The organism is Enterobacter sp. SA197 (genome assembly GCF_054131575.1).
Genome location: NZ_CP096393.1, coordinates 1,511,684 through 1,533,628 on the forward strand (window position 1 = coordinate 1,511,684; position 21,945 = coordinate 1,533,628).

Here is a 21,945-nt window from a genome sequence, read left to right on the forward strand (position 1 = left end):
ACGACATCCGTGATGGAGTTAAAAAAGTGCCTTACTATAGCAAAAGCTATAGGGGGAGGCATCCGACTTTCCGCATGATTTGTTAATGCGGTTTACGTATCTTGACAATGTCAAAAGCGTGTCGGATGCCGCTGCTATTACTGCGCGCCGGTCACAAAAGACTGTAATTGTGCTTCGCTTTGCAGACGTTGTTGCAAGCGACTGGCGTCCGCTTTACTGGTAAATGGCCCAAGCTGAATACGCCACACCGCGCCGTTTTGTACCACACGCCCGGGCACTGAGAACTGTTGCGCAAGGCGCTGTTGATACTGCTGAGCACGGGCCTGGTCACTGACCGCACCTACCTGAACCATATAGCTGCCGCTGTCGGCTGTCGCCGCGGGGGCCGGAGTCACAGGGGTCACGTGACCTTGGGTTGAGCCCGGAGCGGTGACGGGAGCCGGGCGGGTCACCGGAGCCGGTGCCGGTTGTACGCTGGTTGCCGGTGCAGCAGTCGCCGATGAGCCTTCACTCCCTTCAAGCACGCCTGAAGCCAGCGGCGCTGGCGCACCTAAAAAGCCACTGTTGCTGTTACCAGCGGGTGCAGCAGGCGGCGTGTCAGGCTGATCGGGCTGCGCGCCAGGTTGCGTGCTGTCATCCAGCGTTCTCACGGGCGCCTGGGGCTGAGGGGCCGGTGCAGGCGAAGAGGCACTGCCCATTCCACCACTCAAATCCGGGCGAGCCGGCAGGGCGTATGTCTGCTTCGCGACGGTGGTACAGGCCGTTCCCGGACCCGACATACTGCCATCCTGAGCGACAACGATAGGATCAATACGCACTTTGGTGTTGTTTGACGTATTCAGTCGATCTGCCACGGCGCGAGAAATCGAGATAACGCGATCGTTACCGTACGGGCCACGGTCGTTGATCCGCACCACGAGCATTCGCCCGTTAGCCAGGTTGGTGAGGCGCACATAGCTCGGGATGGGAAGTGTTGGATGCGCAGCGGTAAGTTGCATCGGATCGAAGGCTTCGCCACTGGCCGTTAAATTACTGCCTGGTTCAGCATCATAGATAGCGGCAAACCCGGCCTGGCTAAAGGTAGACGGGTCCTGCACAATCTTATAGCGCTTACCGTCGCGCTCATAATCCTGATTAACGGAGGGATTAAGCGTTTCGTAACGAGGTTCTGCACCGGTTATCTCAACGACCGGACCGTTACATACCGCAGGCTGCGGCGCAACAATCGTCTGTTGTTGCCCATCATCACTTGAACATGCCGCCAGTAACCCTGCCGCTATACAGACTCCAAGCCATTGCTTTCGCATTGCGAACCTCTTATACGCTTTTTGACAACATTTTCCTGTGGGTATGGATAGACATCACTATTCCAAACCCGGCCATCAGCACAATCAGCGCTGACCCTCCATAGCTCACCAGTGGCAGCGGAACGCCCACCACCGGTAAGATACCACTCACCATACCAATATTTACGAACACATAGACGAACAAAATCAACATCAAACCACCCGCCATAACGCGACCAAAGGTGGTCTGCGCACGGGCGGCAATCCATAATCCGCGCATGATCAGCAGGACATAAAGCCCAAGCAGGATAAGAATACCCACCAGACCCAGCTCTTCAGCAAGCACGGCGAAAATAAAGTCAGTGTGGCGTTCAGGCAAAAACTCCAGTTGCGACTGGGTGCCGTGCAGCCAGCCTTTCCCACTCAGCCCGCCTGAACCTATTGCAATTTTAGACTGAATAATATGATAGCCTGCCCCCAGCGGATCGGTTTCCGGATCGAGCAACATCATCACGCGCTGACGCTGATACTCATGCATCAGGAAGAACCACAGGATAGGAATAAACGCCGCAATCAGTACCACTGCCACGCCAATCAGACGCCAGCTCAGGCCGGATAAAAACAGCACAAAGAGACCAGAAAGCGCGACCAGAATCGAGGTGCCGAGGTCAGGTTGAGCCGCAACCAGTAACGTCGGCATAAAGATCAGGACCAGCGCGATAGCCGTATTTTTGAGCGATGGCGGGCAGACGTCACGGTTAATAAAACGGGCCACCATCAGCGGTACGGCGATTTTGGCAATTTCGGAGGGCTGAAAACGGACAATCCCCAAATCCAGCCAGCGTTGCGCCCCTTTGGAGATGGCCCCGAAGGCGTCCACGGCGACCAGCAGAATCACACAGATAACGTAAAGATAGGGTGCCCATCCCTCGTAAACACGGGGCGGAACCTGCGCCAGCACGACCATGGCAATCAGGCCCATGGCAATCTGCCCGACCTTACGCTCCGTCATGCCAATGTCCTGGCCGCTGGCGCTCCAGATAACAATGGCGCTGTAAAAGAGTAGAGCCAGAACGATCAGCAAAAATGCAGGATCGATGTGGATTTTATCCCAGAACGATTTCTTGTTCGGATTATCCGTCATGATTAATGGTCCTCTGCGGCGACCGACGCCGGGTTTTCAGTCGGCAATTCGGTGTTGTTATCGCCAAGCATGATATGGTCAAGGATCTGGCGCATGATGGTACCCACCGCAGGACCGGCCCCGCCGTTTTCCAGAATCATCGCCACAGCGACCTGGGGATGATCGTAAGGGGCAAATGCCGTCATCAGTTTGTGGTCACGTAAACGCTCCGCAATGCGGTGGGCGTTATAGGTTTCATTGGCTTTTAAGCCAAAGACCTGAGCGGTACCGGATTTAGCGGCAATTTTATAGGGGGCACCAGCAAAGTATTTGTGACCGGTGCCGTTGGCGCGGTTCGCAACGCCATACATACCGTCCTTGGCTATTTCCCAGTAACCGGAGTGAATATCGCCCACGGGTTTCTGCTCTTCCTGCTTCCACGGCACCTGTTTGCCATCCTGCAGCGTACTCATCAGCAGGTGAGGCACTTTGACGACCCCATCGTTAATCAGGATCATCATCGCTTTATTCATCTGCACCGGCGTTGCGGTCCAGTAACCCTGACCGATGCCTACAGGAATGGTATCCCCCTGATACCAGGGCTTTTTAAATCGCTTTAGCTTCCACTCACGGGTCGGCATATTGCCGGAACGCTCTTCCGCAAGGTCAATGCCGGTGTACTCACCGTAACCAAATTTGGTCAGCCACTCTGAAAGACGATCGATGCCCATGTCATAGGCAATCTGATAGAAGAAGGTATCCGCCGACTCTTCGAGCGACCTGGTGATATTCAGGCGGCCGTGGCCCCATTTTTTCCAGTCACGATAACGCTTTTCTGAACCAGGAAGCTGCCACCAGCCCGGGTCAAAGAGCGTGGTATTGCGGGTGATGACCCCGGTACTGAGCGCCGAGACGGCAACGTAGGGTTTAACCGTTGACGCTGGCGGATAGACCCCCTGCGTGGCGCGGTTAACCAGTGGCGTATTCGGATCGTTGAGCAGCGCCGAATAATCCTTACTGGAGATGCCGTCAACAAAGAGATTGGGGTCGTAGCTTGGCGTAGAGACCAGCGCCAGAATGCTGCCCGTGCGGGGATCGGTCACCACCACCGCAGCACGACTGCCTTGCAGCAGAGTTTCGATGTACTGCTGAAGTTTGAGGTCAATCGTCAGGTAGATATCGTTACCAGCCTGCGGCGGGACTTCTTTCAGTTGACGAATAACGCGCCCACGGTTGTTGACCTCGACCTCTTCGTATCCGGTCTGTCCGTGAAGCACATCTTCGTAATAACGTTCAATGCCCAGCTTGCCGATATCATGCGTGGCGGCGTAGTTGGCGAGCTTCCCGTCTTTATCGAGTCGTTCTACATCTTTATCATTAATTTTAGAAACGTAGCCGATGACATGGGTCAGTGCAGAGCCATAAGGGTAGAAGCGACGTTTGTAACCCTTCACTTCGACGCCAGGGAAGCGGTACTGGTTGACCGCAAAACGGGCGACCTGAATCTCGCTTAAGTTGGTCTTAACGGGGATAGAGGTGAAACGATGCGAGCGGGAACGCTCCTTTTTGAACGCAGCAATGTCATCGTCGGTTAAATCCACCACATCCCGCAGGGCATTCAGCGTTTGCTCAACGTTGTCTACCTTCTCCGGCATCATCTCAATCTGGTAAATAGTGCGATTAAGTGCCAGCGGGGTGCCGTTGCGGTCATAAATTATTCCGCGGCTTGGCGGAATCGGCACCAGCTTGATGCGGTTTTCATTGGAGCGCGTTTGATAGTCGGCGAAACGAACGATTTGCAGATTGTAGAGGTTAGCAATCAGCACGCCGGTCAGCAGCAAAATCCCCAAAAAAGCGACCACTGCCCGGCGCACAAACAGCGCAGACTCAGCCGAATAGTCGCGAAAAGAATTCTGTAATTTCATCCGCTGCTTAGTTTACCTGGTCTGTATTACTCACGATGATAAGGATGGTTGGTCGTGATACTCCATGCGCGGTAGAGACTTTCTGCAACCAGCACGCGCACCAGCGGGTGAGGAAGCGTTAACGCAGAGAGTGACCAGCTTTGTTCTGCCGCTGCTTTACAGGCGGGGGATAACCCCTCCGGGCCACCAATAAGCAGGCTAACGTCACGACCATCCTGCTTCCAGCGCTCCAGTTCATTCGCCAGCTGCGGCGTATCCCACGGTTTTCCGGGGATATCGAGGGTGACAATACGGTTTTTGCCTGCCGCAGCAAGCATCAACTCACCCTCTTTGTCGAGAATGCGTTTGATATCCGCATTTTTACCCCGTTTTCCTGCCGGGATTTCTACCAGCTCAAACGGCATATCCTTAGGAAAACGGCGTAAATACTCGGTAAAACCCGTCTGTACCCAGTCCGGCATCTTAGTGCCGACGGCGACCAGTTGCAGCTTCACGCATTAACCCCAGAGTTTTTCCAGCTCATACAGGCTACGGCTTTCCGCCTGCATCACATGAACAATGACATCGCCTAAGTCCACAACAATCCAGTCGGCGGCATTCTCGCCTTCCACACCGAGCGGCATCATGCCAGCGGCACGGGATTCCTGCACCACGTGGTCGGCGATAGACATAACATGGCGAGTGGAGGTACCGGTACAGATGATCATACAGTCGGTGATACTGGATTTACCGTGAACGTCGATCGCCACGATGTCCTGACCTTTCAGGTCATCAATTTTGTCGATTACAAAATCCTGGAGTGCTTTACCCTGCAAGTGTTCCCCCTGGGAGAAAAAGATGATGGTGTCAATAAATGGCCCGGCATTATACCTGAAGTGCAGCCATTTTCGGGACTAATGTCCGGCTCAGGTTACAAAAAGTGGGCTATCATCCCACCCCCGGCACGAGAATGCATCGCCATTTTTGTAAAACAATTTCTGGATGGCTACAAATGGCGGTGCGGAGAATAGCAGCCTGTTAGTCTGTGTCAATCACCCGCGTGCGCTGGCCGGGGCCTGGAAAAGAAAATAGCCGTTATTCCCCCTGCCGCCACGCCGCCCGGCTGTTCAGTACACGTAATGTGGCAAAGTCATCCTGAATATCCAGTGCGCTCCATGCGCCCTGATCTACGCGAAAATGCCAGAGTGATGAGGCGGGCATGTTGAGCAGTGTCGCTATCAGTAAACTGAGCACACCCTGGTGGCTGACGATGAGCACGTTTTGCGATTCAGCCCAGGTGGGTAATTGCGCAATAAAGTGCTGCACACGCGCCGAAAAAGCCTGAAAACCTTCACCGTTGGTCGGGACCGCATTTTGCCAGTCGGTGCACCAGGCGGCATAGCTTTCAGGATCTTCATGAGTGAGGTCGCGATGATGGCGCATCTCCCAGTCACCAAAGAACATCTCATTTAGCAACGGTGTTGTATGGGTTGGGATCGTCCGCTCATGCAGTACCAGTCGGGCAGTGTGCTGCGCACGTTCAAGTTCACTGCAAATTATCTGGTCGAAGGGAACATCAAGCAGCAGACGGTGCAGAGTCTGGGCCTGAGCAATTCCTTTTTCTGTTAATGGGGTTGGGGAATGGCCACTATAAAGGCCAGCAACATTTGCGTCGGTCTCCCCATGACGAATGAGCCAGAGTCGCATTTTTTTCTCCCATGCAGTTTTCTGGACAAAGTTTATCACCGCACCCCCATTCATGAGCTTTTTTTCGATTAAGATACCCCTTTTAAGCGGAGCAAAAGGGACAATGGCTTTATTTCATAGCGCACACGGGGGCAATGTTCGCGAAGCCGCCGCATTGTTGGGTATGTCTGCCGAGCGCTTGCTGGATTTTAGCGCGAACATTAACCCGGCCGGCTTGCCCGGCTCGCTGAAACGTGCCTTACAGGACAACCTGGCTATTGCAGAGCGTTACCCGGATCCTGACTATCATCACCTGCATCAGACGCTGGCGGCGCATCATCAGGTTCCTGAAAGCTGGGTTCTGGCAGGAAACGGCGAAACCGAGTCCATCTTCACGCTGGTAAACGGGCTTCAGCCCCGTCGTGCCATGCTGGTTACGCCAGGATTTGCGGAGTATCGCCGCGCACTGCAACTGACAGAGTGCGATATTGTGGATTATGCCCTGCAGGAAGAGGAGGGCTGGCAGCTCACCGGGTCGATTCTGGACGCTCTGACCAGCGGTATTGATTGCCTTTTTTTATGTACGCCGAACAATCCCACAGGATTATTGCCTGACGAGTCGCTATTGCACGCTATTGCTGCGCGTTGCAGGCAGTTGCATATCACGCTGGTGCTGGACGAAGCGTTTATGGATTTTCTCTGCGATCGCGAGGGTTTTATTCCTCACCTTGCGAACAATCCCCACATCTGGGTCCTGCGCTCTCTGACCAAATTTTACGCTATGCCTGGTTTGCGCCTGGGCTACCTGGTGAGCAGCGATGTGGCAAAGGTACGCCGTATGCGTGAACGGCAGATGCCGTGGTCAATCAATGCCTTTGCGGCGCTCGCCGGTGAGCTGGTGCTGCAGGACAGCGATTACCAGCAGGCGAGTTGGACGTGGTTGCGAATGGAAGGCCCTCGCTTATATCGTGCGCTGCAAAAGGTGAAGGGCGTGCATCTCTGGCCCGGCGTGGCCAATTATCTGTTTCTGCGTTGTGATGTAACAGGACTTGATCTGCAACGCGCGCTTCTGGAGAAACAGATACTTATCCGCAGTTGTGCTAATTATCCGGGTCTTGATGAACGCTATTATCGTGTGGCGGTACGGAGTGCGTCAGAAAATGATGCACTGATTACCGCGATGGAAAGTGTGTTTAGCGATATAAACCCTGGCACCTGATGTAGTCCAGAACCGAAGAGGGCAGCAGCTCATCGCAGGCCTCACCCTTTTCCAGCCTCTCGCGAATCACTGTCGCAGAAATGTTGAACCAGGGCGTTTGCGCCAGGTAAATTTTACCTGCAGGTTGCGTATGGAGGTCATCAGGATTCTGCGTCAGATGGGCCTCCAGCCACCGCTGATCTTTCTCCTCCGTCATGGTGAGTGGATAACCCGGACGGCGGCAGACAATCAGGTGGCTGTTATCAAGAATGGTCTCGTATTCATGCCAGGTCGGGAAAGTCAGTAAAGAATCCTGGCCGATGATGAAAGCCAGCGGCCGCGTCGGGCCTTTTTCTTCACGCCACTCCCGCAACGTTTGCGCAGTATATGAGGGCGATGAGCGCTTCAGTTCGCGTTCATCCAGGGTAAACAGGGGCTTATCATGAATCGCCAGGGCCACCATCGCTTTGCGCTGTTCGCTGGTGGCTTCGGGTTGAGGGCGGTGGGGAGGCACGTTATTGGGCATAATCACTACCCGCGACAGGCCGATATGCTCAGCCAGTGCTTCGACCGGTTTCAGGTGACCATAATGGATAGGATCAAACGTACCGCCAAACATAGCCTGCAACTGATTCATATCACCCATCAATAAAAATGTCCGCCAGTGCCTTATGACAGAGTAGCAGAGACAGACTTTCGAGCTCGGCCCAGACGGACTGACCAAAATCTTGTTTCACAATCAGCTCAATGCGGCTCAGCAGGTGGACAGCCTGGCGGAGTTGATCAAGGCTAAGGCGTTGCAGCGCGTCGCCGGTGATGCCGCGTCTGTTTTGCCAGATACGATGCTTATCAAACAGCGTGCGTAAGGGAACGCTGGCAGACTGGCGTTTCAGGTTCACCAACAGGAGTAATTCGCGCTGTATAGTGCGCAGCAAAATTACCGGCTCACAGGCCTCCAGCCGAAGCTGGTAGAGCACATGTAGTGCGCGCTTGCTTTTTCCGGCAAGCAGGGCATCGACCCAATGAAACGGGGTAAAATGTGCCGCATCGTTAACCGCCTGTTCGACCCGAGGCAGGGTCAGTTTGCCATCCGGGAACAGCAATGCCAGCCGTTCCAGCGCCTGTGAAGCGGCCAGTAAATTCCCTTCGTAGCAGTAACAAAGCAGCTGATTCGCGGCATCATCAAGTTCTAAATTGTTCTGTTTAGCCCGGGCGGCCACCCAGCGAGGCAGATTTGCCTGTTCAGGGGTCTGACAACTAACCGCAACGCTACGGTTTGCCAGTGCCGTATACCATGCAGCATTTTCCTGCGCCCTGGTAAGCTTGTTACCACGCACCACCAGAATGAGGTCGTCATGCAGCAGGCTTACCAGCATGGCCATGCGTTCATTGATTGCCGCGTTAGGGCCATTTTCCGGGAGTTGAAGGGTGAGGGTTTGTCGACTCGCGAACAGACTCAGCGCCTGACAAAGGGAGTAGATGGCATCCCAGTCGGTGCTCGCATCAATCGTAAAGGAGTGGTGTTCAGTAAAATCTGCTGCCGCTGCTGCATGGCGTACCTTATCCTGGCTTTCCTGCAGAAGAAGGGGATCATTACCGAGCAATAAATAGGCGGCGCGCAGCCCTTCTTTAAGCTGCGCGCCGAGTTGTTCCGGATACAGCCTGAGCATCAGCTACCCGGTGTCCTGGTCACATGTGTTGATGTCGTCTCTTTTTCGCTGTCAGCGGCATGGACGCTGGGCAGTTTACGAATCAGCTGTTCCGCCGCTTTATCGTACATTTCCTGCACGATAATGTCTTGTTCAGCATCTTTCGCCAGCGCCGTTTGCGGGTTGTCGAAGAACGAACGATACACTTTCGTATTAATAGGATAGATATCGTGACCCGGTATCAGCACGGTGGCATTAACCGTCAGTACCATCTGATACTCTGCGGTACGACCATCCTGGAAAATGGATGCGGTGTCACGAGCAAAAGTAACGGCACCCAGACGAAGTGACGGTATGTCCTTACGCAGCGATCCCTTCTCAACGACGTCGACGCCATTCAGGCGCAGCTGATTACGCAATGCACGACTGAGTGGTCCGTTAGGATCCCCTGAGTCAAATATCATTGTTTTCATCTCAGCGGGCACTTGTGTGCTGTCACGCAAGTGCCAGCCGCAACCGGCGGTGAGTAACACCGCCAGAGATAACAACCATGTTGCCAGATGTCGCACGCTTCCTCCCGCGCTTAGCCAACGACCAGATTAAGCAGTTTGCCCGGTACGTAGATAACTTTACGTAGGGTAACGCCATCAAGATATTTTGCGACCAGAGGTTCCTGGCCGGCACGTTCGCGAACCTGTTCTTCGGTTGCATCAACCGCAACAGTAATTTTACCACGCACTTTGCCATTTACCTGGACGACCACAAGCGTGGTGTCTTCCACCATAGCTGCATCGTCTGCAACAGGCCACGGCGCGTTGTCGATATCGCCTTCACCTTTCAGCTCCTGCCACAGCGTGAAGCAGACGTGCGGGGTGAACGGGTTAAGCATACGTACCACTGCCAGCAGCGCTTCCTGCAAGAGGGCGCGGTCTTGATCGCTGTCCTGCGGGGCTTTCGCCAGCTTATTCATCAGTTCCATGATCGCGGCAATCGCCGTGTTGAAGGTCTGACGGCGTCCGATATCATCGGTCACTTTCGCAATTGTTTTATGAACATCACGACGCAGGGCCTTCTGATCTTCCGTGAGTGCCGCGACATCCAGCGGTGCCGTTGCACCCTGTGAGCTGAGTTCGTAAACCAGTTTCCAGACGCGTTTAAGGAAGCGGTTCGCCCCTTCAACGCCTGACTCCTGCCATTCCAGCGTCATGTCAGCCGGAGAAGCGAACATCATAAACAGACGAACGGTATCCGCACCGTAACGTTCAACCATCTCCTGCGGGTCAATACCGTTATTTTTCGACTTGGACATTTTGCTCATGCCGGTATAGACCAGTTCATGGCCGGCAGCATCTTTCGCTTTAACGATGCGGCCTTTTTCGTCACGCTCGACAATAGCCTCTTTCGGGGAGACCCAGTTGCGCTCTCCGCCTTCGCCAACGTAATAGAAGGCGTCGGCCAGCACCATGCCCTGGCACAGCAGCTGTTTAGCCGGCTCGTCGGAGTTGACCAGACCCGCATCACGCATCAGTTTGTGGAAGAAGCGGAAGTAAAGCAGGTGCATGATGGCGTGTTCGATACCACCGATATAGATATCAACCGGTAACCAGTAGTTCGCGGCCTTAGAATCCAGCATGCCTTCCTGGTGCTGCGGACAGGTGTAGCGGGCATAGTACCAGGAGGATTCCATAAAGGTATCGAAGGTGTCGGTTTCACGCAGCGCAGGCTGACCATTAACCGTGGTTTTCGCCCACTCAGGATCGGCTTTAATCGGGCTGGTGATGCCATCCATCACTACATCTTCCGGGAGAATGACCGGCAGTTGATCTTCCGGTGTCGGCACCACGGTGCCGTCTTCGAGCGTTACCATCGGGATTGGCGCACCCCAGTAACGCTGACGGGAGACGCCCCAGTCACGCAGACGATAGTTCACTTTACGCTCGCCAACGCCTTGCTCTGCCAGTTTATCGGCAATCGCGTTGAAGCCCTCTTCAAAGCTCAGGCCGCTGAACTCACCGGAGTTAAACAGGGTGCCTTTATCCGTCAATGCCTGCTCAGACAGATCGGGTTCAGAACCGTCAGCTGCCAGGATAACGCCTTTGATTGGCAGGTTGTATTTGCTGGCAAATTCGTAGTCACGCTGATCGTGGCCAGGAACGGCCATGACGGCGCCTGTACCGTATTCCATCAACACGAAGTTAGCGGCCCAGACCGGAATCTCTTCACCGGTCAATGGATGAACGGCTTTAAAGCCGGTATCCACACCCTTTTTCTCCATGGTCGCCATATCGGCTTCGGCTACTTTGGTGTTGCGACATTCGTCGATAAAAGCAGCCAGTTCAGCATTGTTCGCGGCGGCTTGTTGCGCCAGCGGGTGACCGGCGGCAACGGCCAGGTAGGTCGCGCCCATAAAGGTGTCCGGGCGGGTAGTGTAAACGGTCAGCGTTTTATCATAGCCGGTAACGTTAAAGGTGATCTCGACACCCTCAGAGCGGCCAATCCAGTTACGCTGCATGGTTTTGACCGTGTCAGGCCACTGATCCATGCTATCGAGGTCGTTAAGGAGCTCTTCGGCATAGGCGGTGATTTTGATAAACCACTGCGGGATCTCTTTACGCTCAACTTTAGTATCACAGCGCCAGCAGCAGCCGTCGATAACCTGTTCGTTAGCAAGGACAGTCTGGTCGTTTGGGCACCAGTTAACCGCAGAGGTCTTTTTATATACCAGCCCTTTTTTGTAGAGCTCAGTGAAGAACTTCTGCTCCCAACGGTAATATTCTGGCGTACAGGTGGCCAGTTCGCGGCTCCAGTCATAACCAAAACCCAGCATTTTGAGCTGGTTTTTCATGTACGCGATGTTGTCGTAAGTCCACGGCGCCGGGGCGGTGTTATTTTTTACTGCTGCACCTTCAGCGGGCAGGCCGAACGCATCCCAGCCGATAGGCTGAAGTACATTTTTGCCGAGCATACGCTGATAGCGAGAGATAACGTCACCGATGGTGTAGTTACGCACGTGCCCCATGTGTAGTCGACCAGAAGGATAGGGAAGCATCGACAGGCAGTAATACTTCTCTTTGCTCTCGTCTTCAGTTACTTCGAAGGTGCGCTTCTCTTCCCAGTGAAGCTGTACTTTGGATTCTATCTCTTCCGGGCGATATTGCTCTTGCATGGCAGCCAGTGGTCCTGTTTTTGATACGGCTACAAATGTAGCGTTATTTCGTGGTTTTTCAGATCCGCATAGCATAGCCCAAACGCCCACGTCAAAACAGCCTTTCGCACATTAAGCCTGAGAAAAGCACTCGTCCGAATTTACGTACTCTGTGGGGTAATTGACAAAGCGAGAAGAAAATAAGGTCTATTATTAGAACAGGTTAACGACCCGGGAGAAAAGTGATGAACAAGGTTGCTCAATTTTACCGCGAACTGGTGACGACATTAACGGAACGCTTACGCAATGGTGACAGGGATATTGACGCACTGGTAGAGCAGGCAAGACTCAGGGTCAGCCAGACCGGGGAATTAACGCGCACCGAAATTGATGAGTTAACACGGGCTATCCGTCGCGATCTGGAGGAGTTCGCCCGTAGTTATGAAGAGAGCCAGGAGGAGGTCGTTGACAGCGTTTTCATGCGCGTCATTAAAGAGAGCCTCTGGCAGGAGCTGGCGGACATCACGGATAAAACCCAGCTTGAGTGGCGCGAAGTGTTTCAGGATCTCAACCATCACGGTGTATACCATAGCGGTGAAGTGGTAGGGCTTGGCAATCTGGTCTGTGAGAAATGCCATTTTCATCTGGCTATCTACACCCCGGATGTGCTGCCACTTTGCCCGAAATGTGGTCATGATCAGTTCCAGCGCAGGCCCTTTGAACCCTAGGAAAACGCAAAACGGCAACTTCAGTTGCCGTTTTGGTGTTTGCGCTCTCACCCATTGGGTTGAGGGAGCCTCAGTAATATTACGTTTTACAGCGATAACACTGCGTAATAAGAATAAAACAGTCACCGCGATGACAGGGTCCGGCTGAAAATCGACGAAGCGTATCCGCAAGGCCGGGGCGACGCGCAGGGATGCGCGGCGAGGGCGACTTTACAGGGACGTTACCTTCGCCCGTCCCCGATAAGCCTGAAGGATTAAGCGTAGTGGACCGCGAAGCGGCGATTTTCGTGGCCGGGAGCCCGGGTCGCCAGGGCGGTGGCGGTGAACCGCCCTGGCACGTTCACGAGTTCTGGCGTGACAGAAAAGCAAGGAACATAAGGTGAACGGAATGACCCTCAGAGCCGCATATTCCCCTCACCCTGGCCCTCTCCCCAAAGGGGAGAGGGGAGCGTTCGTGCTCGCATTTATTTGTGGGAATCCCTCTCAGACCGGTGAAAAATGGACTGAATGAGGGCATCATTTTGCACTGTAGAATGTCAAACGCTCCGCCAGTAAATCCACAAATCCTTGACGATCCACATCGACCATCACGGTTGCGTTTGGCCTGTTACCGGTAAGGAAATAGTAATCCACGACCGTCATTCCCTGGGTGTATTTCCCCTGCGTCTCCACCCCGACCCAGCGCTCAACAGTGGTGAAAATTTCCGGCTTCAGCAGCCAGGCAATGGTGCAGGGGTCATGTAACGGGGCGCCGACAAATCCCCATTTCTCCTGTTTATGGTACTCCATAAAAAAGTCGAGCAGCTCCGCCACGATGGTGGAGATGGGGTTACCCAGCGTACGAAAACGGCTGATATCCTCGGCATGGATCTGCGCCCGATGCGTGACATCCAGCCCGGCCATGACCACCGGAATGCCGGACTGGAAGACAATCTCCGCCGCTTCCGGGTCAACATAGATATTAAATTCCGCCGCCGGGGTCCAGTTACCCAGCGACATAGCCCCGCCCATAATCACAATGCGATTGATTTTGCCGTGCAGCTCAGGGTGGCTGTTGAGCAACAGCGCTACGTTGGTTTGGGGGCCGGTAGAGACTACCGTGACGGGGGTGGTAGATTCGCGTAATACCTTCGCCATCAGCTCCACTGCCGTACAGTTTTGGGGGCTGAAGGCAGGTTCGGGTAATTTCGGCCCATCCAGCCCGCTCTCGCCATGCACGTTATCAGCGATGATTAGCTCGCGCATCAGCGGCTTAACGGCTCCGCCCGCTACGGGTATATCGGTACGTTTTAGCAATGTCAGCATCCGCAACACATTATTGAGCGTCTTATCCGGGGTCTGGTTACCCGCCGACGAGGTAATGGCTTTTACGCTGAGTTCGGGGGAGGCAAGGGCAAGAACAATGGCGATTGCGTCATCATGGCCCGGATCGCAATCAAGAATAATGGGCTGAACCATAGCAACTCCTTGTTAGCATTAATATGCGATAAGGTTAAAGCGTTGCTGTAAAACAGACGAGAAGTGAAACGACAAAGCGTGATGAGACGCGCACTCCTGGGAGCACGCGTCGGAACGATTAATGCAGGATTTTGGCGAGGAAGTCTTTCGCGCGTTCGGACTTAGGATTAGCAAAGAACTCTTCTTTCGCTGAGTCTTCAACAATTTTACCCTCATCCATAAAGATAACGCGATGGGCCACTTTACGGGCAAAGCCCATTTCGTGGGTCACCACCATCATGGTCATCCCTTCATTCGCCAGCTCGACCATGACGTCCAGCACCTCGTTGATCATTTCCGGGTCAAGGGCCGAGGTCGGTTCATCAAAGAGCATGGCAACCGGATCCATACAGAGTGCGCGCGCAATCGCCACGCGCTGCTGTTGCCCACCCGACAGCTGGGCCGGGAATTTATTGGCATGGGCGGAGAGCCCCACGCGATCCAGTAATTTCAGCCCCTTCTCACGCGCAGCCGCCTTGTCGCGCTTGAGCACTTTCACCTGCGCCAGGGTCAGGTTCTCGATGATCGACAGGTGAGGGAATAACTCAAAATGCTGAAACACCATTCCCACCCGGGAGCGCAGTTTAGCCAGATCGGTTTTTTTATCGTTTACCGGCGTACCGTTAACTTCAATATTGCCTTTCTGTACCGGCTCAAGCCCATTGACGGTTTTAATCAGCGTGGATTTTCCCGAGCCGGATGGCCCACACACCACCACCACTTCACCTTTTTTCACTTCGGTGGAGCAGTCGGTCAGCACCTGAAAGTGACCATACCATTTAGAAACATTTTTCAGGGTAATCATTGAACTGTCCTTCTTTTCAGATAGCTGACCAACAACGAGGCACTCAGGCTAATAGCAAAATATACGGCACCGGCAAACAGGATCATCTCCACCTGGGTTCCGTCACGCTCACCAATGGTGGAGGCGGTACGGAAGAAGTCGGCAAGGCTTAATACATAAACCAGCGACGTATCCTGGAACAGCACGATCCCTTGCGTAAGCAGCAGGGGCACCATGGCACGAAACGCCTGCGGCAAAATAATGAGTTTCATGGATTGCCAGTGCGTCATCCCCAGAGCCAGGGCCGCACTCGACTGCCCACGGGAGATACTCTGGATGCCAGCACGAATAATTTCAGAATAGTACGCGGCCTCAAACATCGAGAACGCTACCATCGCGGAAATCAGGCGAATGTCTGATTTGGGTGATAGGCCCAACACGTTTTGCAGTAGTCCTGGCACAATCAAGTAAAACCACAACAGCACCATGACTAAGGGTATTGAGCGGAAAACGTTGACGTACGCTTTGGCAAACCAGGCGACGGGGGCAAAACTCGACAGTCGCATCACCGCCAGGATAGTTCCCCAGACAATACCCACAATAACGGCTGTCACGGTAATTTTAAGGGTGATAACCAGCCCGGCCATCAGATAAGGCAGGGAGGGAACAATAGAACTCCAGTCAAATTCGTACATTATTTGCCTCCCATATTGCCTGGCAGGCGAATTTTGCGTTCAACCAGGTTCATCACCACCATGATGACGGCGTTAATCAATACATAGGCGAGGGTAATGGCCGTAAAGGATTCCCAGGCATGCGCTGAGTAGTCCAGTAGTTTTCCGGCCTGGGCCGCCATGTCCACCAGACCGATAGTGGAGGCGATGGCCGAGTTTTTCACCAGGTTCATCATCTCTGAGGTCATGGGCGGCACGATAACGCGATAAGCGTTTGGCAGCAGCACATACCGGTAGGTTTGTGGCAGCGTCAATCCCATTGCCAGACCGGCATTCTTCTGACCACGCGGCAGCGACTGAATGGCGGCACGCACCTGCTCGCATACGCGCGCAGCGGTAAAAAGCCCGAGGCAAATCATTGATGAAAGGAAGAACTGAATATTGGGATCGAGCTCGGCCTTAAACCACATGCCAAGATCTTCCGGCAAGAGTTCAGGTACAACCAGATACCAGGTAAAGAACTGCACGATAAGCGGAACGTTACGAAACAGTTCCACGTAAAGCGTACCAATACCGGATAAAAAACGGTTAGGAACGGTGCGCAGGATGCCAAACAGTGAGCCAACCAGAAAAGCGATAATCCAGGCGGTGATCGACAGGGCGATCGTCACCTGAAAGCCGCTCCACAGCCAGCCAAGATAGGTGGTGTTGCCGAACGGGGCTTGTTGCAGGAAAATTCCCCAGTTCCAGTCTATTGACATAAATCTACTCCGGAAAAAAAGGGTAGCAGCGCTACCCTCGAAGATTGTGTGAAGAGCCTGAGTTCGCGCTGAATGGGGAACGACCATTCAGCGTATAGTCTGTCCGTGCTGCTTCGACAATCGAGAGGGCAGGGTAAACCCGCCCCTAATCGTTTTAATTAGTTCAGCGCTTTATCATTGGGTTCTTTGAACAGGGCTTTCATCTCGTCAGAGAGATCAAAGTTCAGGTTCAGGTTTTTCGGTGGGATGGGGTTTTTAAACCACTTATCAAACCATTTTTCCGCTTCGCCTGAGGTTTGTACCTGGGCGATAGTGTCATCCATCAGCTTCTTAAACTCGGTATCCCCTTTACGCAGCATACAGCCGTAGGCTTCCTGCGACTGTGGTTTACCCACGATGTCCCAGTTATCGGCTTTTTTAGCCTTCGCACGTTCACCTGCTAACAGAGCATCGTCCATCATGAACGCAACAGCACGACCGCTTTCCAGCGTACGGAAGGAATCACCGTGGTCTTTGGCACTGATGATTCGCATGTCCATTTTCTGCTCATCGTTCAGTTTATGCAGTAACACTTCGGAAGTGGTTCCTGACGTCACGACAACAGCTTTGCCCTTCAGATCCGGGAAATCTTTGATGTCGCCACCTTTTTTGGTCAGCAGGCGCGTACCAACCACGAAAATCGTGTCAGAGAAGGCGGCTTGCTTCTGGCGCTCGAGGTTGTTGGTGGTGGAACCACACTCGAAGTCAAAGGTACCGTTCTGCAGCAGCGGAATACGGTTTTGTGAGGTAATAGGGATCAGTTTGACCTGCAAATCCGGCTTGTTGAGCTTCTTCTTCACCGCTTCAACAATGGCGTTGGAGTAGTCCTGAGAATAACCCACGACTTTTTGTTCATTGTTGTAATAGGAGAACGGTACGGAGGATTCACGGTGTCCGACCACAATCACACCGTTTTTGGCAATTTTTTCCAGCGTCGCCCCTTGCGCTGCCGGCGTAGCTGCGGCATCGGCTGGTTTCGCTTCATCGGCGGCATGTGCGAGACCGGCAGACATTCCCATTACCAGCATTGCGGTGGCCAGTTTACGTAATTGCATATCCAACTCCTTTATCGTCGCGCCAGAGACGCATTGATACCCATTGTGAGTGTTGTGTTTGTTATATCCTGCTGCAAATGCGTGCAGTGTAGTCTGCGTTTGTTAGCATTTAGTTTGGCTTAATGTAAAGATTTTGCTGCGTTATTGTTTGTTTTTGCGAAGTGCACCGCACCGTTTAAAGGCAAAAATCTTCCATTGCACCGTTTTGGTGCTCATCATGATCCGTTATGGTGCGAGACAGTTGCGCATCCATAAAATTTCCCAGGGTCAGGATGAATAAAGCAATTGATGTGCCAGAAATGGATTCTGACGAGTCAGAGGCGGAGAAAGCCCTCATCATAAAGAGAGGGCTGAAGAGAATTATTTCGAGCGGCGTTGTCGCAGACTCATAATGAGCGCGCCAAAGCCCAGCAGCGCGGTGATTACCCACATCGGCCAGTTCCCCATGCGGGCATAGGGTGTCAGGCCTGAGGTAGGCGTCACGGTGGTAGTCAAAACCTGGCGGGTGAATTGCGGAAGCATCGCCTGAATCGCACCCGTGGGACCAATCACCGCCGTGATGCCGTTATTGGTACTGCGTAACAACGGGCGAGCCAGCTCCAGCGAGCGCATGCGTGCCATCTGGAAGTGTTGCCACGGGCCGATAGATTTACCGAACCAGGCGTCATTAGAAATAGTCAGCAGGAAATCCGTGTCAGGACGGAAGTTATCCCGCACCTGTTCGCCAAGGATAATCTCGTAGCAGATAGCCGGGGTCAGTTTAAAGCCATGTGCCATTAACTGGGGCTGAACATAGGGGCCACGGCTGAATGATGACATCGGCAGGTCAAAAAAGGGTGCCAGCGGGCGCAGGATGCTCTCAAGGGGCACAAATTCTCCAAAAGGCACAAGATGGTTCTTGTTGTAACGGTCGCTGGAGTTGTAGCTGTAAGGGTTGCCTTTGCCGAGCGTGATAATCGTATTATAGGTATCGTAACGGTTTTGCTGGTTAAGACGCGCATCAACAATGCCGGTGATGAGTGAACTGTTATTTGACTGCATCAGTCCGTCAATCATGCCCAGATAGCGCTGCTGGTTAATTTCCAGATCGGAAATCGCCGATTCCGGCCAGATGATCAACTGTGACTTACCCATCACGGATTCACTGGCGTTAAGGTAAATCTTTAATGTATCCAGCAGTTGTCTTTCATCCCACTTAACCGACTGGGGGATGTTGCCCTGTACCAGCGAGACCTGCGTTGCTCTCTCCGGCAGCAGTTGATACCACTGGATGTAACGCAACGGGAAGGGGAGCGCAAAAAGCACCAGTGCGGCAACCAGTGGACGCCAGGAACGCGTAGTGGCGGCCAGTACCAGCAATCCACTGACCACCATCAGTAAGAACGTAATCGCATCGACGCCCATTACCGGAGCAAGCCCCTTCAGTGGACCATCAATCTGGCTATAACCAAACTGGAGCCACGGGAAGCCCGTCAGTATCCAGCCGCGCAGAAACTCACTGAGCTGCCACACCACGGGCGCTGCAACAGCAAGCCGTATCCAGGTCGTTGCAGGCCATAGGCGCGACAGCACCCCCGCAAATAAGCCCGTGTACAGGGAGAGATAAGCGGCAAGCAACACGACGAGGAAGACGTTGACCGGACCCGGCATACCGCCAAACTGCGCAATGCTGACATAAACCCAATGTACCCCGGAACCAAAAAGGCCCATCCCCCAGGCGTAGCCAATTGCGGCGGCCTGAAGCGGGCGGCGGTTAAGGGTAAGGGCTTGCAGTCCCATCAGGGAGATCAGTGCGGCAGGCCAGATATCATAAGGAGAAAAAGCCAGCGTTCCGCTGGCTCCGAATAGCAGCGCCAGCAGCATTCTAACGCGCTGGCGTTCAAACAAGGGGGCAAATGCCATTTAGGTTATTCGTCCAGTTTCGGTTCGGGGGAATCGTCCGGTATTTTGACATGAACCTGAATAATACGTCGACTGTCGGCCATAGCGACCTTGAATTGGTAACCATCTATATCAATGGATTCGCCACGTGCAGGAAGATGACCAAACGCCTGCATCACCAGCCCACCGATGGTGTCAACTTCGTCATCGCTAAACTGGGTGCCGAAGGTTTCATTGAAATCTTCAATCGGCGCAAGCGCACGCACGGTCCAGGTATGACGGCTGAGTTGACGGAAATCGATATCCTCTTCTTCGTCGTACTCGTCTTCGATTTCACCGACGATAAGTTCCAGGATATCTTCAATAGTGACCAGGCCGGAAACGCCGCCAAACTCGTCAATCACAATCGCCATGTGGTAGCGCTGTGAGCGGAATTCTTTCAGCATCCGGTCAACGCGTTTGCTTTCAGGAACGACAACGGCCTGGCGCAGCACTTTTTCCATACTGAAGGCTTCGGCATCGCTGCGCATAAACGGCAGCAGATCTTTGGCCATCAGAATCCCTTCGATGTGATCTCTGTCTTCGCTGATGACCGGGAAACGCGAGTGCGCAGATTCGATGATGACATCAAGACATTCATCCAGGGTCTGGTTACGTTTCAGGGTGATCATTTGCGACCGGGGGATCATGATGTCACGCACGCGCTGGTCGGCGATGTCCATTACCCCTTCGAGCATTTCGCGCGTATCTTGATCGATTAGCTCGTTTTGCCCGGAATCACGGATGAGGGCCAGTAAATCCTCACGGTTTTTCGGTTCGCCGTGGAAAAGCTGGCTCAGTAAAAGAGAGAAAAATCCCTTTTTGTTGGTAAGTGTGTCACTACTGTGTGAGTTATCGTCGCTCATGGCGTCGTGTGGGTTCTCATGTTAGTTGAAATGTCGCCGTCACGCGTAAACTCAGCACCTGACGGCATAATGCTCCTGCGCACCAGTAAACTGGCGCCGGGGCTACTCCTTTTCGGCAATGTACGGATCCTCATAGCCCAGAGCAAGCATTATCTCTGTTTCGAGGCCTTCCATCTCTTCCGCTTCGTCATCCTCGATATGGTCATATCCCAGCAAATGTAAACTGCCGTGAATGACCATATGCGCCCAGTGTGCCTCAAGCGGCTTGCCTTGTTCTTTCGCTTCCTGCTCCACGACCTGACGGCAAATAATCAAATCACCCAGCAGCGGCAGTTCAATCCCCGGCGGGGCTTCAAACGGGAAAGAGAGCACGTTGGTGGATTTATCTTTCCCGCGGTAAGTCAGGTTTAAATCATGGCTTTCAGCCTCATCCACGATGCGGATGGTGACTTCTGCTTCTTCCTGAAACTGCGGGATAACCGCGTCCAGCCAGCCCTGGAACTGGGCCTCTTCCGGCAGACCGCTGTTATCCTCACATGCCAGTTGTAAATCGAGTATCACCTGACTCATTTTTGCTCATGCTCCTGGGCTTCGCGTTTACGCTCGGCGGCTTGCTCCGCGCGGCGTTTTTGATCGGCTTCTTCCCACGCTTCGTAAGCATTGACGATACGTGCGACAACAGGATGACGAACAACGTCCTCGCTGTGGAAAAAGTTAAAACTGATTTCGTCGACGTTTGCCAATACCTCAATAGCGTGGCGCAGGCCCGATTTCATGTTGCGTGGCAGGTCAATCTGCGTCACGTCGCCAGTGATGACCGCTTTGGAGTTAAAGCCAATACGGGTCAGGAACATTTTCATCTGTTCGATGGTCGTGTTCTGGCTCTCATCAAGAATAATAAAAGCATCGTTCAGTGTGCGACCACGCATGTAGGCCAGTGGTGCGACTTCAATGACGTTGCGTTCAATCAGCTTCTCGACCTTTTCAAAGCCCAGCATCTCAAACAGCGCGTCGTACAACGGGCGCAGGTAAGGGTCAACTTTCTGACTTAAATCGCCAGGCAAAAAGCCCAGCTTTTCGCCCGCTTCAACCGCCGGACGGGTCAGCAGAATGCGGCGGATCTCCTGGCGTTCAAGCGCATCCACCGCTGCGGCGACGGCCAGATAGGTTTTACCCGTACCAGCAGGGCCAACCCCAAACGTGATGTCATGATCAAGGATATTGGCAATGTACTGCGCCTGATTCGGCGTGCGCGGCTTAATTACGCCACGTTTAGTTTTGATATTTACGGCTTTACCAAACTCCGGCACGCTCTCGGCGCTTTGTTCAAGCACACGCGCTTCTTTGATGGCCAGATGGATTTGTTCAGGTTCAATATCCTGAATCTGACCGCGCATCGGTGCAGTATCAACGTACAGGCTCAGCAGAATATCGGCGGCCGCAGTGACGCAAATTGGGCGTCCGGTAAGTTTGAAATGGTTATCGCGACGGTTGATTTCGATGCCCAGTCGCCGCTCCAGTTGTTTGATGTTGTCATCAAACGGTCCACACAGGCTCAGCAGGCGAGCGTTGTCCGCTGGCTCAAGGGTGATGTCACGCGTATCTATATTCAAACTGTTCCTCTTATCTG

At 53.5% G+C, this 21,945-nt stretch carries 21 protein-coding genes; 2 read left to right on the top strand and 19 right to left on the bottom strand.

The window, feature by feature from the left end:
* Positions 1–137: 137 nt before the first annotated feature.
* The 6 genes from rlpA to M1D91_RS06880 form a co-directional block, all read right to left on the bottom strand.
* Positions 138–1,307, bottom strand: coding sequence for an endolytic peptidoglycan transglycosylase RlpA (rlpA, locus tag M1D91_RS06855; protein ID WP_437430854.1), 1,170 nt, complete (start codon positions 1,305–1,307; stop codon positions 138–140).
* Between the two features lie 10 nt (positions 1,308–1,317).
* Positions 1,318–2,430: a peptidoglycan glycosyltransferase MrdB gene (gene mrdB, locus M1D91_RS06860; protein WP_437430855.1), complete on the bottom strand. Its 1,113-nt coding sequence runs from the start codon at positions 2,428–2,430 to the stop codon at positions 1,318–1,320.
* Between the two features lie 2 nt (positions 2,431–2,432).
* Positions 2,433–4,334 (bottom strand): peptidoglycan DD-transpeptidase MrdA, encoded by a 1,902-nt coding sequence (mrdA, locus tag M1D91_RS06865; RefSeq protein ID WP_437430856.1) that lies wholly within the window; start codon positions 4,332–4,334, stop codon positions 2,433–2,435.
* A 26-nt stretch (positions 4,335–4,360) separates the two neighbouring features.
* The gene (rlmH, locus tag M1D91_RS06870) at positions 4,361–4,828 is read right to left on the bottom strand and encodes a 23S rRNA (pseudouridine(1915)-N(3))-methyltransferase RlmH (RefSeq protein WP_041852135.1); all 468 of its coding nucleotides are present in this window, start codon (positions 4,826–4,828) and stop codon (positions 4,361–4,363) included.
* Between the two features lie 3 nt (positions 4,829–4,831).
* Complete coding sequence (gene rsfS, locus M1D91_RS06875; RefSeq protein WP_437430857.1) at positions 4,832–5,149, bottom strand: ribosome silencing factor; 318 nt, start codon at positions 5,147–5,149, stop codon at positions 4,832–4,834.
* 259 nt (positions 5,150–5,408) lie between these two features.
* Positions 5,409–6,020 (bottom strand): adenosylcobalamin/alpha-ribazole phosphatase, encoded by a 612-nt coding sequence (locus tag M1D91_RS06880; RefSeq protein ID WP_437430858.1) that lies wholly within the window; start codon positions 6,018–6,020, stop codon positions 5,409–5,411.
* A gap of 103 nt (positions 6,021–6,123) precedes the next feature.
* Between M1D91_RS06880 and cobD the strand changes: the two genes are divergently transcribed.
* Positions 6,124–7,218 (top strand): threonine-phosphate decarboxylase CobD, encoded by a 1,095-nt coding sequence (cobD, locus tag M1D91_RS06885; protein WP_437430859.1) that lies wholly within the window; start codon positions 6,124–6,126, stop codon positions 7,216–7,218.
* On the opposite strand, the gene nadD is transcribed toward cobD, so the two are convergent.
* From nadD to leuS, 4 genes are read right to left on the bottom strand one after another with little or no spacing between them, the layout of a single operon-like run.
* Positions 7,193–7,834: a nicotinate-nucleotide adenylyltransferase gene (gene nadD / locus M1D91_RS06890; protein WP_437431028.1), complete on the bottom strand. Its 642-nt coding sequence runs from the start codon at positions 7,832–7,834 to the stop codon at positions 7,193–7,195. The genes cobD and nadD overlap by 26 nt on opposite strands.
* A gap of 1 nt (position 7,835) precedes the next feature.
* Positions 7,836–8,867 (bottom strand): DNA polymerase III subunit delta, encoded by a 1,032-nt coding sequence (gene holA, locus M1D91_RS06895; protein ID WP_437430860.1) that lies wholly within the window; start codon positions 8,865–8,867, stop codon positions 7,836–7,838.
* On the bottom strand, positions 8,867–9,415 hold the full coding sequence (lptE, locus tag M1D91_RS06900) for an LPS assembly lipoprotein LptE (protein WP_437430861.1): 549 nt from the start codon (positions 9,413–9,415) through the stop codon (positions 8,867–8,869). The genes holA and lptE overlap by 1 nt, the downstream gene beginning before the upstream one ends.
* Positions 9,416–9,429: 14 nt before the next feature.
* Positions 9,430–12,012, bottom strand: coding sequence for a leucine--tRNA ligase (gene leuS, locus M1D91_RS06905; protein ID WP_437430862.1), 2,583 nt, complete (start codon positions 12,010–12,012; stop codon positions 9,430–9,432).
* A 224-nt stretch (positions 12,013–12,236) separates the two neighbouring features.
* Between leuS and M1D91_RS06910 the strand changes: the two genes are divergently transcribed.
* On the top strand, positions 12,237–12,719 hold the full coding sequence (locus tag M1D91_RS06910; protein WP_437430863.1) for a zinc ribbon-containing protein: 483 nt from the start codon (positions 12,237–12,239) through the stop codon (positions 12,717–12,719).
* Between the two features lie 516 nt (positions 12,720–13,235).
* Here the strand turns inward: M1D91_RS06910 and rihA are convergent.
* From rihA to M1D91_RS06955, 9 genes are all read right to left on the bottom strand, one after another.
* Positions 13,236–14,177: a pyrimidine-specific ribonucleoside hydrolase RihA gene (rihA, locus tag M1D91_RS06915; protein WP_437430864.1), complete on the bottom strand. Its 942-nt coding sequence runs from the start codon at positions 14,175–14,177 to the stop codon at positions 13,236–13,238.
* Positions 14,178–14,295: 118 nt separating this feature from the next.
* The gene (locus tag M1D91_RS06920) at positions 14,296–15,021 is read right to left on the bottom strand and encodes an amino acid ABC transporter ATP-binding protein (protein WP_437430865.1); all 726 of its coding nucleotides are present in this window, start codon (positions 15,019–15,021) and stop codon (positions 14,296–14,298) included.
* Positions 15,018–15,695 carry a glutamate/aspartate ABC transporter permease GltK gene (gltK, locus tag M1D91_RS06925; protein ID WP_437430866.1) on the bottom strand — a complete coding sequence of 226 codons (678 nt, stop codon included), beginning with the start codon at positions 15,693–15,695 and terminating at the stop codon, positions 15,018–15,020. The genes M1D91_RS06920 and gltK overlap by 4 nt, the downstream gene beginning before the upstream one ends.
* Positions 15,695–16,435, bottom strand: coding sequence for a glutamate/aspartate ABC transporter permease GltJ (gltJ, locus tag M1D91_RS06930; RefSeq protein WP_437430867.1), 741 nt, complete (start codon positions 16,433–16,435; stop codon positions 15,695–15,697). Before gltJ ends, gltK begins: the two co-directional genes overlap by 1 nt.
* 158 nt (positions 16,436–16,593) lie before the next feature.
* Positions 16,594–17,529, bottom strand: coding sequence for an amino acid ABC transporter substrate-binding protein (locus M1D91_RS06935; RefSeq protein ID WP_437430868.1), 936 nt, complete (start codon positions 17,527–17,529; stop codon positions 16,594–16,596).
* Between the two features lie 360 nt (positions 17,530–17,889).
* On the bottom strand, positions 17,890–19,431 hold the full coding sequence (gene lnt, locus M1D91_RS06940; protein ID WP_437430869.1) for an apolipoprotein N-acyltransferase: 1,542 nt from the start codon (positions 19,429–19,431) through the stop codon (positions 17,890–17,892).
* Between the two features lie 5 nt (positions 19,432–19,436).
* Positions 19,437–20,315, bottom strand: a complete 879-nt coding sequence (corC, locus tag M1D91_RS06945; RefSeq protein ID WP_437430870.1) for a CNNM family magnesium/cobalt transport protein CorC — start codon at positions 20,313–20,315, stop codon at positions 19,437–19,439.
* 102 nt (positions 20,316–20,417) lie between these two features.
* Positions 20,418–20,885: an rRNA maturation RNase YbeY gene (ybeY, locus tag M1D91_RS06950; protein WP_437430871.1), complete on the bottom strand. Its 468-nt coding sequence runs from the start codon at positions 20,883–20,885 to the stop codon at positions 20,418–20,420.
* Entirely contained in the window at positions 20,882–21,928 is a 1,047-nt protein-coding gene (locus M1D91_RS06955; protein ID WP_437430872.1) for a PhoH family protein, read from the bottom strand. The genes ybeY and M1D91_RS06955 overlap by 4 nt, the downstream gene beginning before the upstream one ends.
* Positions 21,929–21,945 lie beyond the last annotated feature (17 nt).

Excerpts from the sequence above, each read along its gene's own strand:
- nadD (WP_437431028.1), bottom strand. The coding sequence starts at position 7,834 with ATGAATCAGTTGCAGGCTATGTTTGGCGGTACGTTTGATCCTATCCAT.
- lnt (WP_437430869.1), bottom strand. The coding sequence starts at position 19,431 with ATGGCATTTGCCCCCTTGTTTGAACGCCAGCGCGTTAGAATGCTGCTG.
- corC (WP_437430870.1), bottom strand. The coding sequence starts at position 20,315 with ATGAGCGACGATAACTCACACAGTAGTGACACACTTACCAACAAAAAG.
- M1D91_RS06920 (WP_437430865.1), bottom strand. The coding sequence starts at position 15,021 with ATGATTACCCTGAAAAATGTTTCTAAATGGTATGGTCACTTTCAGGTG.
- leuS (WP_437430862.1), bottom strand. The coding sequence starts at position 12,012 with ATGCAAGAGCAATATCGCCCGGAAGAGATAGAATCCAAAGTACAGCTT.
- M1D91_RS06935 (WP_437430868.1), bottom strand. The coding sequence starts at position 17,529 with ATGCAATTACGTAAACTGGCCACCGCAATGCTGGTAATGGGAATGTCT.
- M1D91_RS06880 (WP_437430858.1), bottom strand. The coding sequence starts at position 6,020 with ATGCGACTCTGGCTCATTCGTCATGGGGAGACCGACGCAAATGTTGCT.
- gltK (WP_437430866.1), bottom strand. The coding sequence starts at position 15,695 with ATGTACGAATTTGACTGGAGTTCTATTGTTCCCTCCCTGCCTTATCTG.
- rihA (WP_437430864.1), bottom strand. The coding sequence starts at position 14,177 with ATGGTTCAGCCCATTATTCTTGATTGCGATCCGGGCCATGATGACGCA.
- M1D91_RS06910 (WP_437430863.1), top strand. The coding sequence starts at position 12,237 with ATGAACAAGGTTGCTCAATTTTACCGCGAACTGGTGACGACATTAACG.
- holA (WP_437430860.1), bottom strand. The coding sequence starts at position 8,867 with ATGCTCAGGCTGTATCCGGAACAACTCGGCGCGCAGCTTAAAGAAGGG.
- mrdB (WP_437430855.1), bottom strand. The coding sequence starts at position 2,430 with ATGACGGATAATCCGAACAAGAAATCGTTCTGGGATAAAATCCACATC.
- gltJ (WP_437430867.1), bottom strand. The coding sequence starts at position 16,435 with ATGTCAATAGACTGGAACTGGGGAATTTTCCTGCAACAAGCCCCGTTC.
- rlpA (WP_437430854.1), bottom strand. The coding sequence starts at position 1,307 with ATGCGAAAGCAATGGCTTGGAGTCTGTATAGCGGCAGGGTTACTGGCG.
- cobD (WP_437430859.1), top strand. The coding sequence starts at position 6,124 with ATGGCTTTATTTCATAGCGCACACGGGGGCAATGTTCGCGAAGCCGCC.
- mrdA (WP_437430856.1), bottom strand. The coding sequence starts at position 4,334 with ATGAAATTACAGAATTCTTTTCGCGACTATTCGGCTGAGTCTGCGCTG.
- ybeY (WP_437430871.1), bottom strand. The coding sequence starts at position 20,885 with ATGAGTCAGGTGATACTCGATTTACAACTGGCATGTGAGGATAACAGC.